This window comes from Pseudomonas sp. GQ91 (assembly GCF_059758795.1).
Genome location: NZ_JCAXED010000030.1, coordinates 1 through 14,087 on the forward strand (window position 1 = coordinate 1; position 14,087 = coordinate 14,087).

Annotated in this window: 15 protein-coding genes and 2 pseudogenes; 6 read left to right on the forward strand and 11 right to left on the reverse strand. The window is 58.6% G+C overall.

Annotated elements, in window-relative coordinates; all coding sequences use genetic code 11:
* Positions 1-263: 263 nt before the first annotated feature.
* Positions 264-1,286: a transporter gene (locus AC6CIA_RS26100; RefSeq protein ID WP_339530862.1), complete on the reverse strand. Its 1,023-nt coding sequence runs from the start codon at positions 1,284-1,286 to the stop codon at positions 264-266.
* An 865-nt stretch (positions 1,287-2,151) separates the two neighbouring features.
* Between AC6CIA_RS26100 and AC6CIA_RS26105 the strand changes: the two are divergent.
* Both AC6CIA_RS26105 and AC6CIA_RS26110 read left to right on the forward strand, forming a co-directional pair.
* A pseudogene (locus AC6CIA_RS26105) lies at positions 2,152-2,295 on the forward strand (HAMP domain-containing protein); the annotation flags it as partial.
* A 117-nt stretch (positions 2,296-2,412) separates the two neighbouring features.
* Positions 2,413-3,180 (forward strand): methyl-accepting chemotaxis protein, encoded by a 768-nt coding sequence (locus AC6CIA_RS26110; protein ID WP_422630784.1) that lies wholly within the window; start codon positions 2,413-2,415, stop codon positions 3,178-3,180.
* Positions 3,181-3,231: 51 nt separating this feature from the next.
* On the opposite strand, the gene AC6CIA_RS26115 is transcribed toward AC6CIA_RS26110, so the two are convergent.
* Complete coding sequence (locus tag AC6CIA_RS26115) at positions 3,232-3,537, reverse strand: PepSY domain-containing protein (protein ID WP_498316008.1); 306 nt, start codon at positions 3,535-3,537, stop codon at positions 3,232-3,234.
* Between the two features lie 129 nt (positions 3,538-3,666).
* A complete protein-coding gene (locus tag AC6CIA_RS26120; protein WP_498316010.1) occupies positions 3,667-4,794 on the reverse strand; it encodes a glycerophosphodiester phosphodiesterase in 1,128 nt (375 codons plus the stop codon).
* A 301-nt stretch (positions 4,795-5,095) separates the two neighbouring features.
* On the opposite strand from AC6CIA_RS26120, the gene AC6CIA_RS26125 reads away from it, so the two are divergent.
* Entirely contained in the window at positions 5,096-5,419 is a 324-nt protein-coding gene (locus AC6CIA_RS26125) for a DUF2025 family protein (protein ID WP_339530869.1), read from the forward strand.
* Here the strand turns inward: AC6CIA_RS26125 and AC6CIA_RS26130 are convergent.
* Positions 5,391-5,750 carry an antibiotic biosynthesis monooxygenase family protein gene (locus AC6CIA_RS26130; protein WP_498316012.1) on the reverse strand — a complete coding sequence of 120 codons (360 nt, stop codon included), beginning with the start codon at positions 5,748-5,750 and terminating at the stop codon, positions 5,391-5,393. The genes AC6CIA_RS26125 and AC6CIA_RS26130 overlap by 29 nt on opposite strands.
* The gene (locus AC6CIA_RS26135) at positions 5,747-6,454 is read right to left on the reverse strand and encodes a CTP synthase C-terminal region-related (seleno)protein (protein WP_498316013.1); all 708 of its coding nucleotides are present in this window, start codon (positions 6,452-6,454) and stop codon (positions 5,747-5,749) included. The genes AC6CIA_RS26130 and AC6CIA_RS26135 overlap by 4 nt, the downstream gene beginning before the upstream one ends.
* Positions 6,455-6,470: 16 nt before the next feature.
* Between AC6CIA_RS26135 and AC6CIA_RS26140 the strand changes: the two genes are divergently transcribed.
* A complete protein-coding gene (locus AC6CIA_RS26140) occupies positions 6,471-7,430 on the forward strand; it encodes a LysR family transcriptional regulator (protein WP_498316029.1) in 960 nt (319 codons plus the stop codon).
* A gap of 41 nt (positions 7,431-7,471) precedes the next feature.
* Here the strand turns inward: AC6CIA_RS26140 and AC6CIA_RS26145 are convergent, their stop codons facing one another.
* Both AC6CIA_RS26145 and AC6CIA_RS26150 read right to left on the reverse strand, forming a co-directional pair.
* The gene (locus AC6CIA_RS26145; protein ID WP_498316015.1) at positions 7,472-8,530 is read right to left on the reverse strand and encodes a diguanylate cyclase; all 1,059 of its coding nucleotides are present in this window, start codon (positions 8,528-8,530) and stop codon (positions 7,472-7,474) included.
* A gap of 206 nt (positions 8,531-8,736) precedes the next feature.
* Complete coding sequence (locus tag AC6CIA_RS26150) at positions 8,737-9,357, reverse strand: TetR/AcrR family transcriptional regulator (protein ID WP_498316017.1); 621 nt, start codon at positions 9,355-9,357, stop codon at positions 8,737-8,739.
* A 137-nt stretch (positions 9,358-9,494) separates the two neighbouring features.
* Between AC6CIA_RS26150 and AC6CIA_RS26155 the strand changes: the two genes are divergently transcribed.
* Positions 9,495-10,550, forward strand: coding sequence for an MBL fold metallo-hydrolase (locus tag AC6CIA_RS26155; RefSeq protein WP_498316019.1), 1,056 nt, complete (start codon positions 9,495-9,497; stop codon positions 10,548-10,550).
* Positions 10,551-10,918: 368 nt separating this feature from the next.
* Positions 10,919-11,452 (forward strand): hypothetical protein, encoded by a 534-nt coding sequence (locus AC6CIA_RS26160; RefSeq protein ID WP_498316021.1) that lies wholly within the window; start codon positions 10,919-10,921, stop codon positions 11,450-11,452.
* Positions 11,453-11,496: 44 nt separating this feature from the next.
* Here the strand turns inward: AC6CIA_RS26160 and AC6CIA_RS26165 are convergent, their stop codons facing one another.
* The 4 genes and pseudogenes from AC6CIA_RS26165 to AC6CIA_RS26180 all read right to left on the reverse strand — a co-directional run.
* Positions 11,497-11,880: a helix-turn-helix transcriptional regulator gene (locus tag AC6CIA_RS26165; RefSeq protein ID WP_498316023.1), complete on the reverse strand. Its 384-nt coding sequence runs from the start codon at positions 11,878-11,880 to the stop codon at positions 11,497-11,499.
* A 104-nt stretch (positions 11,881-11,984) separates the two neighbouring features.
* Positions 11,985-12,944: a hypothetical protein gene (locus tag AC6CIA_RS26170; RefSeq protein ID WP_498316025.1), complete on the reverse strand. Its 960-nt coding sequence runs from the start codon at positions 12,942-12,944 to the stop codon at positions 11,985-11,987.
* A gap of 122 nt (positions 12,945-13,066) precedes the next feature.
* Positions 13,067-13,723, reverse strand: a complete 657-nt coding sequence (locus AC6CIA_RS26175) for an HAD-IB family hydrolase (protein WP_498316027.1) — start codon at positions 13,721-13,723, stop codon at positions 13,067-13,069.
* Between the two features lie 73 nt (positions 13,724-13,796).
* Positions 13,797-14,018 (reverse strand): annotated as a pseudogene (locus AC6CIA_RS26180) (HNH endonuclease); the annotation flags it as partial.
* Positions 14,019-14,087 lie beyond the last annotated feature (69 nt).

Here is a 14,087-nt window from a genome sequence, read left to right on the forward strand (position 1 = left end):
GGGCGGTTTCCTCTCCCCAGAGGGGCGAGGGATATTCCAAATATTCTCCGATCTGAAACATCGCCTTTGAATCCATAATCGACCGGGTTTTCCAGGTCGCAAAATGTCTTATTACACATCGGTAAGTTCCCTCTCCCCTTTGGGGAGAGGGCTAGGGTGAGGGGTGTTTTTCAAGCCAAATACAAAAAAGCCAACCACCTCAGCTCAAAACAGCTCTTCGGTTTGCTGCATGACGGCGCTACGGCGAAGGCGTGACCCCACTGTCAATAATCCCGACGCTTGCGAAACGCCCAGCGCCCGGCAATCAGGGTAAACGTCGCTACCAGCGCCACCAGGATCCAGAACCCCTCCGGGTCCTGTGAAAGCGGTACGCCGCCGACATTCATGCCAAAGAAGCCGGCAATGATATTGATCGGCAACGCCAGCACCGTAACCACGGTCAAGGTGAACAACGTGCGGTTGCTCTGTTCATTGAGGTTGGCGGCAATTTCTTCCTGCAACAACTTGATCCGTTCCCCCAAGGCCGTCAGGTCATTGATGATCAGCGCGAACTCTTCGGTAGATTTGCGCAGTTCTTTCACGTCGTCTTTTTGCAACCAGTGCGGCGGGCGGTTGAGCAGGCGCAGCAATGAGCCCGGCTCCAGCGCCAGCCAGCGTTGCAAGCGCACCAACACCCGGCGCATGGCCCCCAGTTCGGCGCGGTTGTTGGACACGCGCGAGGACAGCAACTGATCCTCGATCTGGTCGACACTGAGGCTGGTGGTGCGCACGATCTGCGTCAGTACTTCGCCTTGATCGCGTAACAAGTGCACCAGCAGCTCCAGCGGTGAACGAAAGCGCTCACCGGCTTTCACCGAAGAACGCAACTTGTCCACCGAGTGCAACGGTTGCAGGCGCGCGCTGACCAGCAGGCGACTGCGGGCACAGACCCATAAGGTGGAAATGTCCGATGACATCATGCTGCTGAAGTTGAACACCACGTCATTGACCACCGCCAGCAACGCCGAGTCCACATGCTCGATCCGGGTGGAGCGCGAGCCCTCTTGTAACGACTCGAAAAACTCTTCCGGCAGTTGCAGATGCGCTTGCATCCATCGCTGACAGGCCGCGTGGGCGAGGTTCAGGTGTAGCCAGAGAAACTCGTCGCAGGACGCGGGTTGCTGCAAGGCCTGCAGCGCGCTGGCCGAGTCGATTTGCTCGGCCTTTTCGCCGGGCCTGAAACGGAAACCGTAAAGCAGGCCGAACAGGTCGGAATCCTGGTGGCTGTGGTCGATGCTGTGGTTCATGGCGGCTCGCGGAGGAAGGCGTCTGCGGGATGTTTCACAGGTTCGCGATGACGAATCATTGCAAGCTGATTTGACCGTTTTGTGACAGTGCCGAGGCTTCGTGGACGATGGCCGACATTTGCCCAACCACACATCCGATAGGTTCAAGAAGCGTCTGGCACGGCCGATTCAATCGCAGGCGTTGTTTTTGGATGGGCAATGACTTGGCTGATAGGGACGTCTTGGCTTGCAGCCACCCTTTTCCCTGTTTCGAGGCTTTTCCCCGATGAACTTTTTGCGAAAGTCCCTGAGAGCACAGATTTTGTCGTTGCTAGGTGGCAGCCTGCTGGCAATATTGTTGATTGCCCTGGCCTGTTTTCATTTCCTTTCCAGCAGTGTGCAGAGTTATCGCAGCTTGCTTGAAGGTCCCTTGCAGACCTCTCAACTGATTGACGAAGCCAACCTGCAATTCAAGGTCCAGGTCCAGGAATGGAAAAACGTCCTGCTGCGCGGCAAACAACCCCAGGACATGGATAAATACTGGGGGCAGTTCCAGGATCGCCAGCAAGAAGTGCAGCGCATTTTGGCGCGCCTGGTCGCCAACACTCAGGGCGATGAGGTCCTCAAGCGCAGTATTGAAACCTTGCGCCAGGAGCATCAGGTGCTGGGAGGCGCCTATCAGAAGGGTAGGGATGCGTATCTGGCAGCCGGGGCCGATGCCGCTGCCGGAGATAAAGCGGTCAAGGGCGTGGACCGTGCGGTCAGCGAACAGATGAGTGCGCTGGTAACGCAGTTGCATGAGCAGGGGAATCAGCAATCGCTGCTGATCAGCGCCTATGCCGACCGGACCATTATCGTGGGGCTGGCAGTGATGCTGGGATCGGGGATGTTGATTGGGCTGTTCAGCCTGTGGCTGATCAACCGCAACCTGATTTTGCCTATTCGCGGGCTGATCGATTATGTGGCCCAACTGAGCCATGGGCGCTTCGCGGAGCGCGTTGCCAGTCATCGCCAGGATGAATTGGGGCACTTGGCCGAAGCCGCCAATACCTTGCGCGATTTTCTGTCGGAAACGTTCAGTCGTTTGCAGCGCAGCGCCACCGACCTGGTGAATGCCAGTGGTGAGCTGAACTCGATTGCTGTGCAGATGGCGACAGGAACGCAGGACCAGTTCACTCGCACCGATCAAGTCGCCACCGCGATGACTGAAATGTCGGCGACCGCTCAGGAAGTCGCCCGACATGCCGTCGGTGCCTCGCGGGCAGCCGATGAAGCCGATCATTCGGCGCGCGAGGGCGGCGCAGTGATGCAGGCCACCATTTCCACCATCGATCAGATGCGCAACGAGATCCTCAACACTGGCGGGATTATCCGCCGTCTGGAAACCGACAGCGTGCGCATCGGCACGGTGCTGGAAGTGATTCGCGGGATTGCCGAGCAGACCAACCTGCTGGCACTCAACGCGGCCATTGAAGCCGCGCGGGCGGGCGAGGCTGGCCGTGGTTTCGCGGTGGTGGCCGATGAGGTGCGCAGCCTGGCGCAGCGCACGGCGACGTCGATCATTGAAATCAACCAGATCATCCAGGCGGTGCAGACAGGGGCAATCGACGCCGCCGAAGCGATCGTCAGCAGTCAGTCGTGCAGTGATGAGAGTGTCGAAAAAGTGACTCAGGCGGGTGCCATGCTCAGTCACATCACCCAGGCGGTTGAGGCGATCCGCGACATGAATCGTCAGATCGCCACGGCGGCGGAGGAGCAAACGTCGGTGGCTGAAGATATTTCGCGCAACATCACGCAAATCACCACGGTTGCCACGACCAACCTGGATAACGTCCAGCGTACCGAGGCGGCCAGCCATAACCTGCGTGGTTTGTCGGGCGAGTTGAACGAGGTGACTGCCCGTTTGAGTGCGTGACCGGACACCACTGCGCCGCCCGAAGGCGGCGCAGATTTTTCATCGTTCAACTCAAGTGTCTTGTTTGTTTTCCAGCACGTCGCCGGTCTTGGCGTCGAGCTTCACATCCCATTTCTTGCCGGCGGTGTCGGTCAGGTCAACTTCGTAGATCAGGCGACCCGCTTCGTCGTCCAGCTCGGTATCGTGGATGGTGGCACCGGCGTGTTGGGCCAGGGCGGCCTTGTTCAGCTGTTCGAAAGGCTTCACGGCGCCGGACTGCAGCAGGCTTGGAATCTGGTCTGGACGGACGTCGGCCTGGGCCAGGCCGGCGGTCAGGGTCAAGGCGCTAGCGGCGAACAGAGCGGTCAGGTTTTTCATGGTGTGGATCCTTCTGGGTGAGCTGTTTAAGTGGGATCAGATTAACCAGCGCAACTTAATTCACCCTTAATTGCGCGGCACGTTGAAACAGCTGCTGCACCAAGGCTGCTCCGATCACTCGCTCTGCACTCAGTAACCGTGATCCTCAAGCAGTTGCGACACGCTGGATGCCGGTGCGCGCCGGTAGTATTTGAGCAGTTCGGCGGCGCGGTTGGTGAAGATGCCATCGACACCCGCGTCCATCACTTTCTTGAAGTCCACCGGCTCATCGACGGTGTAGACATGCACCAGCAGGCCTTTGTCGTGGGTCAGCGTGTTCATTTCAGGTTTCACCAGGTCCGAGTAGCTCTGATCGTTCAGGTCTGTCCGCTGCGCCGATGGGCCGGTACCGATGGCGCCCAGGTTCTTGGCGTCGTCGATCCACTTTTCGAACTCGGCGGCATCCTTGGGTTCTTGCTTGGCGTAGTAGGCCGCTTTGGTCGGTTCGCCGGATTCGGCAAACGTCACCTTGGACTTGGGTTCCATGCCGCCTTCACCGACCCACAACAAGAGGATCTTCGGTGTATTGGGCATTTCTTTTTGCAGCTCCTTGAGACTGTCCTTCTCGAAGGTCTGCAGAATCACGCGTCCTTTGCCCTGGCCCACGCCGGTGTTGCTTTTGCCCAGCTTGGAACCCGCCGAACTCAGCCAACCCTTGTCCTGCAGCTTGTCTTTCAGGTCGGCCTCAATCCCGGGAAACAGCTTCGGTTCCTTGGTTTCGATGTACAGGCCCGGTTTGTGTTGTGGGTTACCTTCGGCGATCTTGATGATTTCATCGAGGGTCTGGATTTTCAAACCGGCGAATCCCGGCCGCGCACGCTCCGGGTATGCGCTGTTGAACCAACTGCCAGCGTCGAGGGTTTTCAGCTCGGCCATGGTGAATTCGTTGGCCGGGCTGTTCTTGCGCTCAGGAAACTTGGTCGCGACGTCGGTGGTGCGTTGCAGGTTGTCATCGTGCAAGGCGAACAGCACGCCATCCTTGCTGCGCTGCAAATCCAGCTCCAGGTAATCGGCCCCCAGGTCGCGGGCGACTTTGTAGGCCGCAGCCGTTGACTCCGGTGCGTCGAAGGACGCGCCCCGGTGGGCAATGACCGCAGGGCGGGGAATACCTTCATTGGTCGCCAATTCAGCCGGGCTGATCGGGGTCGCGGCCCCTGCATGGCCAAGGCCCATCGACAAGGCGAGCAGCAGAGCACTCTTGGTAAACGTTCCAGGCATGTGCGAGGTCCTTTCGTGGAGGTAGTTTCAAGAAGGCTCCCTTTTTAACAACTGAATGCAATACGCGCTATCACCAAACCGCCATTAAGTGGAGGTAATTAGTTTTGGGGTAAATGCTCATTGGGCGGGAAGACGGCCTGTCGCTGGATGAGAGGGGTGTTTTTTTGCGCTTTTGTGCCGTGCTATGCAGTACTCTTGTGTCGAGCTTCCCCATCAGAGGGAACCTGTAGTGCTCTCTTTTTCTGCCTCGCGTGTAAACCATCGTTCACTTCCCCTGTGGGATTTTTCAGTGAGGTTTAGCATGCGCATTACATCCGAACTCATCTGCCAGGCGGCTGACCAACTCAACGGCTTTGTCGGCCTGAACCGCAAGACCGGCCATTACCTCGTGCGTTTCAGCGAGGACTCGTTCGGTATGGATGTCGCCGACGACGGCATCATCCCCACCAGCGAATTTGTCTGGCGGCCCCTTGATGAGCAGACCATGACCTTGTCGCGTGAACATATCCAACTGTTGCTGGACCAGAACATCGACGAGCGCATCAACATCACCGAGCCGCTGCGGGTCTACATGCGCCGGGTAGAAATTGCGCAGATCAGCGCGGTGCGGAGTCTGGTGAGTTGAGCGCGGGGCCGGCTGCGAACGAGTAGGCCCGCTCCACCTTACAGACCCGTGTATGAAACGCTGCGTACCAGGTGGATCGGCCCTGCTCGCGTACTTCACGATGTTCGCCGTGTTCTTTCCAGGCCAGGATCGCGGTCTCGCTGGTCCAGTAGGACACGGTAATGCCGAGGCCATCCTCACCTCGGGCTGAGTCCATGCCGAGAAACCCCGGCTGTTCGTGAGCCAGTTCGAGCATGCGTTGGGCAGCCGCGGCGTAGCCTTGGTCGACTTCGGTACGCAGCGAGCTGAAAATCACCGCGTAGTAGGGCGGGGCCGGAGTGCGGGCGATCATCTCGAGCGCTCCCCGCAGGCCTTGAGCAATGCCGTCACCAAGGGCACCACCGTGCCGCTGAGTGCCGCGCGTTCGGGCTGGAACAACGTGGCAATAAAGAACGGATGGTCCAGCAATTCCACGGCCCGCAGATCGCCGGCGGCGTCACGCGCGCTGCCAATCAGATTACCCTCCAGCAATTGCTGTTCGAGGTCGGGGTTCACGCCGTAACGGCACCGGTAAGTTTCGTGAATATCCCTGCAGCCGTAGGCCTCGGCGATACGCGTGTACGGCATCAAGTGTACCGCCGCGGTGGTCTCCACCAGGGCGCAATTGAGTGGTGCAATCACCGTGCGCGGTGCATCGGGCGCGAGTTCCGCGTGTTCAGCGTCGGTCCAACCCAACACATGCCGTGCATATTCCAGCAGCACATGCTGGAACCCGGCGCACGTGCCGAGGAGCGGGCGCTGATGTTCCCGAGCATAACGGATGGCCAATAGTGCGCCGTCGATGTCGCGATAGGGACTGGCGGGCACACACCAGAAACCGTCGAAGCGCTGCAGGGCGCTGTGGGTGTCGAGGGTGTCGGTGGCCAGCCAGTCGGTGCGCACGCTCAGGTTCAAGACTGCGCCAGCCTGTTGCAGGGCGAGGGGAATGGCCTGGTGCGCAGTCACTTGAGGGTCGTAATCGCCGATCAGGGCAAGGTGCAGGTGGGCGTGCTTCATGGGGGCATCCAATGGCTTGTTGAGTCCTGAGGCGCACTATAGATTGGCGTTCACGCAATCAATATTGGCACTGAACCAAATGCTCAATGCAGCGACGCACTATCAAGTTGATTATTCCGACCTGTCCCTGGTGCTTGCTCTGGTGCGCGGCGGCACCCTGGCGCGGGCGGCGGCGCTGTTACGGGTGGATGTGTCCACGGTGTTCCGGGCAGTACGGCGTCTCGAGGCGTCCTTGGGTCAGGTCTTGTTTGAAAAAAGCCGCGCCGGTTATTTGCCCACCAGCTTGGCGAGCACCTTGGCCGAGCAGGCCGAGCGTGCCGAGCAAGCGCTGGAAGCGGCGCGTATCGGCGTGGAGCTGGGCGCAGAAGTGATCAGCGGCACGGTGCGCCTGACGTGCACCGACTCGGTATTGCAGGGCGTATTGTTGCCAGCCCTGGCGCAGTTCATGCCGAATTTTCCGGCGTTGACCCTTGAGTTGAGTACATCCAATGACTTCGCCAACCTCAGTCGCCGTGACGCCGATATCGCCTTGCGCCTGACCAATACACCACCGGAACATCTGGTGGGACGGCGCCTCGGGACCGTTTCCTATCGCGTCTGCGCCAGCGCCGGTTATCGGCAGCAGCATGCCACGCAGGAGTGGGCGGCCTTGGCCTGGATCGCTCCGGATGACTTTTTGCCCGACCACCCGACAGTCGCCTGGCGTCGCCAACACTTGCCCGGTGTGACCCCCAGTTATCGCTGCAACAGCATGTTGTCGGCCACCGAATTGGTGCGCGCCGGGTTGGGGGTGGCAGCCTTGCCGGATTTTTTGCTGGGGGAGAAGCATGGAGTGCAACCGTTGGGACCGGCCCTTGCCGGGTATGACACTGCCCTGTGGTTGCTGACGCGCCCGGACTGCCGGGCGCTGCGTTCAGTGGTGACGTTGTTCGATGAGTTGGGGCGGCATGTGCGACTGCCTGGCCAAAGCCTATGACTTCTCTGTCGAGTGGACGGCAAGCCTGGAGAACGGCGTGCTCAAGCTGAGCGAGCGGCCAGCGACTCGGCAAGGGTCACGCGGTTGCGCCCGCTGTCCTTGGCGGCGTACAGCGCTTTGTCCGCCGCGTTGAGCCACATATGGGCGTGGGTGAAATGCGCGGTGTAAGACGCCAGGCCAATGCTCAGGCTGACCTGCAGCGCCGGCACTTGCGGGTCGCGGTAACGGCTGAATATCTCCCGCAGGCGCTCCATCTGATGGCTGGCCTGCTCCAGGGATACGTCTGGAAGAATCACACAGAACTCGTCGCCACCGTAGCGGCCGGCGAGGTCGTTTTCCCGCACGATGCGTCGCAGTTCCCAACTCAGTTGTCGCAACACCCGGTCACCGACAATGTGGCCGTAAGCGTCATTGATCTGCTTGAAGTGGTCGATGTCGATCAAGGCGATGGTGGCGTGTGACTGTTGCTGCTGGCAACCGTGGAATTTGAGTTGCAGCAGGTCTTTCCACGAGCCGTGGTTGAGCAGCCCGGTCAGGCTGTCGGTGCGGCTCAGGGCACTCAACGCACGCTTGTGTTCCGAGAGGCGGATGGCCAGACGGTAACTGGCCATGCCGATGGCGAGCGGGTAGAGGATCAGCATCGGCAGGCAGGCATACACTTGAACCAGGCTGACACCGGGGTTGAATGAAGGCCCGAACACCACCCAGGCCACCGCGATACCCAGCCCTTGCGCGATCATGCCTTGAAACATCAATTGTTTGCCGCCTGCTGCCACGTTGTGCATGGTCATCATCGCGAGGATGGTGACGGCGGTCAGCGGGATGAACTGCGTGGCTGCGGCCCAGAATCCACCGGCCAGCGAATCACACAGCAGATTGCGGCGTTCGGCCTGATAGGGAAAGGCCGCGTGACTCGACAACTGATAGGCCAGGTGCGGCCAGATAAACGCGTTGAACAGCCATAGACCCCAGACCCAGGCGGGCATGGACAGTGGGTACAACGCGGCAAACACGCAAAGGCTGCCGATGGCCAACCCGATAATGCGCGGCCGATAAATGCGTTTGGCAAATGACAGCCCTTTGCCTCGTAGGTTTTCCATAAGTCCCTGCGTCGGTTTTTTCTTTTTGGAGGTTACGAAAACGAGTGTATCGAGAGGTCATTTATGCCAAATGACAGGTCAATATTGTCTTCGATTCGTGCAGGAATAATCAGTGTCCTTTCGGGCCATTTACGCGGGAATGCTGGGGTTGAGGCGAAAACGACACGTCTCTGTCGCCTGGACGACAGGATTGACGCAGCTCAGGTTCAGGGATGGGCGGTGATTTCGTAGCCAGCCAGAAACAGGTCCATCGCTGACTCGATCACATTGGCCTGAGTGGCCGCATCCAAAGGGGGCTGGCCGAGGGTGATTTGTGGCCATAAGGCGAAGGCTTTGAGCAGGCTGTGCACCTGATGGGCGGCAAAACCTGGGTCGACCGCTTTGAATCTGCCGTCTTCCTGTGCCGCGCGTACCCACAAGGTGAAACTTTCCTCGCGTTCGCTCAGGCGGTTGACCATGTCCTGGGCGCGTTCTGGAGAGTGAATGGTGGCCGCGATGGCGACACGAGCCAGGTCGAGAAAATTGGCGTCCGACAGCATGTCCATCTTTGCTTGTAGCAAGGCGCGCAATTGTTCGCGCAAAGGCCGGTCAGTGCTGTAAGTCACCTCCAGTTGCGCCGCGCTGCTGGCCCATAGTTGGTGCAGGATTTCGGTAAACAATTCCTCTTTGCTGGGGAAATGGTTGTACACCGTGCGTTTGGACACGCCCGCTGCGGCGGCAATTTTATCCATGCTGGTGACCTCGAAACCGTTGGCGCGAAATTCGCTGATAGCGGCTGCCACGATGGCTTCGCGTTTACGGTCGGTGAGGCGCTGAGGTGCAGTCATGGGTAGGCTTCGGCTCTGGTGGAAAAAAATTACACTCGGTAGTTTACTTGCTCCGGGATTTGTTGCAATCTTGAAACTACACTGTGCAGTGTAGTTGTTGATCTGCATCAGAAAGAACGTTCCGGAGTTATTCTGAAATGACCACGACCCCCACCCGTCTCGCCACCCCTTCTACCTTACACAAGCCCGCCGAGCAGCAAGGTCACTTCAAGAATCACGCCCCTGTACAACGGGCAGGCTTTGGCAAAACCTTGCAGATATTCTACAAGATGCTCTTCCACAAACCCCGCAGCACCCGGCCCGTCGGCGAGATTCCGGTGCAGCGGCTGACCCGCGAACAACTGTTCGTCGCTCCGGATCACAGTGTCTACCGGCTAGGCCATTCCACGGTCTTACTGAAAATGCGCGGTAAGTTCTGGCTGACCGATCCGGTGTTCGCCGAGCGCGCATCGCCTTTGAGCTGGGCCGGACCCAAGCGTTTCCATCAGCCGCCCATCACGCTCGATGAATTGCCACCGATTGAAGCGGTGATTCTTTCTCACAATCACTATGACCACCTGGACCGCCAGGCGGTGATGCAATTGGCCGACAAGACCCGTTATTTTCTCGCGCCCTTAGGTGTCGGCGACACGCTGATTACCTGGGGAGTGGACGCCAGCAAGGTCCGGCAGCTGGATTGGTGGCAGGACACCGTAGTCGACGGCATTCACTTTATCGCGACCCCGGCCCAGCACTTTTCGGGTCGAGGCCTGTTTGATGGCAACCAGACACTTTGGGCTTCATGGGTAATGATCGACGGTAGCCGACGCATCTTTTTCAGCGGCGATACCGGTTATTTCGATGGCTTCAAGCGTATTGGCGAGCGATACGGGCCGTTCGACCTGACGCTGATGGAAACCGGAGCCTACAACGTTGACTGGCCCGATGTGCATATGCAGCCAGAGCAAACCTTACAAGCCCACATCGATCTGAAGGGGCGCTGGTTGCTGCCAATCCACAATGGCACCTTCGACCTGGCGTTTCATGCCTGGCATGAACCTTTTGATCGCATCATGGCCCTGGCCTGGGAACGCAATGTCCGGATCACCACGCCATCCATGGGGCAGCCTTTCATGCTGGCGGCGCCGGAGCGCGGAAGAGCCTGGTGGTTGGAGGTCGAGTCTCAACCTGTTGAAGAACAGGTTATGAGTTGAAGGGCGGTTAGAGCATCCCGTGGGCAAAAAGGACTTTCAAGGTGTTTCCGCCTGAAGGGGAAACTCGAAAAGGGTGCGATCATTCCCGGAAATTCATTTTCCGGGAGTAAGTCTTGATGGAAGACACATGTGGGAAACCCCTGACGCCGGGTGTTGCATGCCCTTTCGGAATACCGTCGCAGGCCAACAGTTTTCAAGTATTGCCTTGTACCACGAGCATTCTCCCAGATGCCTCGAGTGCTGTGGTCGGCGCTTCGGGCACTCCTCGGGGGGGGATCGAATTTGAACCGGTAAGCGCTCATGCCGCCTATGGGGTAGCGTTGGCCCAGGGCCCCAGATTCGATGTGCCGGGGCCAATGATGAAAGCCGTGCGTGACCCTGCATTATCGCTGACGGCCTTGAGTGGTCTCGATCCCGTGGGCCCCGTCATGGTCGAAGTCCCTCCGGCCCAGGACAACAGCGGGCTGAGCACGCCTCCTGCGTTGGCCGGTTGGCGTATTGGTTTCGCTGACGATTATCTGCGCAGGGGCGAGCGCGAAACCGCGGAGCACAGTCGGGTTTTCCTGCGGACGCTGGAGGTGCTGCGTACTGCCGGGGCGCAATTGGTGCCGGTGTCTGCTCAGATACCCGATGCCGCGTTGTACTTCAGCCTTGAGTCGCGCAATGAGATCGATGATCGAGTGACTGAACATCGTCTGGACGCGTTGGTGTCCGAGCAGCAGAGCCCAGCCTTTCATACCTCCTGCAAGGCTGGATATCCCGGTATCTGCCTGTCATTCAGCGACGATATCACCGGCGCCGGTGTTGCCATCTGGTTCTATGGTGCTCGTTGGGCGCGCGACTCATTGTCCGTGCTGGTCCAGGCCTATCAAAAGGTGCTGCTGCAAAATGATCCGCTCTGAGCGGATGAATCCTCCATGGGCTGTGAGCGCCGGGTTGAGCCTATTTACACCCCATTGGGTTGAGGTGTCGTCGGCCCCGTTGAGGCGCGCGTGGAACCGAGCAGCCGTGAGAAGAACCCCCGGGCGGAGCTGGGGACAGCCTGTGAAGCCGACGAAGCGGGTCTGTTCATTCCCCAGCCGGGTGCGAAACCGGGAAAAAACACCAGGCCCTCGGCTTCCAGGCGAAACGCCAGGGTAAGGCGAGTCTCGTCGTCCACGTCGGCATGGCGTTCGAAGCGTTGAATGGTCTGCGGCGCAACGCCGGTTTCCCGAGCGAGGTCTTCCTGGCTCCAGCCCAGCATTGCGCGGGCCTGGGCGCTGTGTCGCGGGGTGAATTGATGAAGGACGATTTGCTGATCTACGGTGCTGCTCATTGCCAGAGAGGACATGGGGATTCTCCAGAAGTCCGACGGGGAAGACAAACTATACTGTGTTTTTGTACAGTTGTTTTGACCGCTCATCAACTGGATTTTTCCGCGCCGGCCTATCCGCTCTATTTCGCGGCTTCCAGGCCCGGTGCCTCGCGAATGATCAGATGGTCGAGGTTCTCGATATCAGCGCTGAACACGCCGAACGTCTGCTCGGGGTTTTTCTTGCTCGGTACCTGTTTCAGGTTCGGTGTTACCCCGTAGAAGAAGCAATACAGCGGCCGCTCGTTGTCCACTGCCGCCTTGATCTGTTCCAGGAACGCTTTGCGCTTGCGGTAGTTCTCGATCAGTTTCTTGTTCAGGTAAACGTTGACGGAGTAGGGCTTCTTGTCGAGCCAGACCTTCTTTTCGAAGTCGATGCGAAAGCTGCTGGTGTAGTCCTTGATCGCCTTGATCCGACCCCAGTAAATCAGGCCGCTGTTGTCTTGCAGGTATTCGATTTTCTTGAAAAACGTCCAGTACGTCGCCGTGTGCTCGCCAATCTTCAACGGCATGCGCTTGAGCTTGTCCTTGTCGTCGAAGTTCGACACGTAGCATTCCACCGGATGGGCGAAAACACTGGTTTTATCCGGCGTGACCGTGACATTTCCGGCACTGTGGGAGGTGTCGCTATTGTTCGAGAGCGTTTTCGCCGGATCCGGCGCATCTGAACCTTCGGTGCCGAGGGCGGAGGTTTTGCGTTCGTACTGACGTCGAGTCAGCACAAATTCCGTCGGGAAACTTTCCTCGCGCTCGTCCTCGCTTTCGCCTGCGTCGGCCTTGCGACTGGCATAGCGACAACCTTCAATATGCCGAGTGCTGGGAATGTTCTTGAAGTGAGGGGTGCGCCGATAGTTAACGTTTTTCGCATTGAAGGTGCCCAACACATTGCCTGCGGCAAAGGCCACGCGGCATTCATCGTTGGGGCACAGAAAACTGTCCCTGTCGGAATCGAACGCCGCGGTCTCGTCGAAATTCAGCTCACGTACGTCGTAGATCGACAGCTTTTCTTCGAGCGCCAGGCTGTAGGCCGTGTCGAATTTCATCGGGGCTAGTCCGTGGGAAGGTTCGCTATTAATAGCCGGAACGTTGGCGTAGTACAAACCACCCACCACCGATCATTCTGTAGCAGCTGTCGAGCCCCGGCGAGGCAGGGTGAAGCGCGGTGTTAACGCGCTTTCAACTTCAATCGAGCACGGCGCTTCTTGGCTGAATGAAAATGCCGCCAATGTGCATCCTGCGCCGCCGCCAACAACTCCCGATCACCGCGTGTATCGCCCCAGGCCCGGAGTCGATAGTCCGCCAGATCCCCATACACCGCTTCAAGCCGCAGCACCTTGTTCTCGCAGCGACAGTTATTCCCGGTGAGACGTCCACTCAGCACACCGTCGACCACCTCCAGCTCAGTCCCGATCAACTTGATCCCGAGCCGATCGGCAAAAGGCTGCAACACAATTGCCGGCGACGCCGAGCACAACGTCACCTGCGCGCCAGAACCAATCTCATCCGCCACCGACTGCAACCCGGCTGGCCGCATCAATTTGTTCCAATAGGCACGACAGTATTCCTCGGCTTTCTGCTGAACCCAGGCTTTTTCGACGCCTGTCATAAAGGTACGAATCAACTGCGCCTTGAGCTCGTCACGGCTGATCTGACGCACCAGAAAGCGCAACCCGGGCAACGCCAGTTTCAGCATCCTGCGGTTGAATTCCTGCTTGCCGAAGGCGAACTTGAGGAAGGGCACAAAACTGTCGTGGTGAGTCAGGGTACCGTCAAAGTCGAAGACTGACAGTACCTTGGCGTCCACTGGGCCGGCTTCTAGCATGTCTGGGGTCACGGGTTGGCCTCGGTCCTATCTAATGTTTTTTTTGGAATGCACTGGTTGTGACCGCAGGAATTTACTCCTGTATCAATCGTGTGATTTTCGAGTAAAGACCGGCGGTAAACACATCCCGGTCACTCGACCGGTGACAACGCTGATGGCAATTGGGGCACAAGGCTACAGCATTGGCGATGCGATCCGAACCCTTCTGGGTGAGGTGCTTGACGTGATGGGCTTCAAGACATGGCTGGCCGTCGACTTCAACGGGCGCGGTTGAAGCGCATCGTTCACAAATATGTCGGTGTATTTTCCATAAAAAAGCCCTGCGTGTGATCGCAGGGCTTTAATTGTTGCGTGATTTTGAGTC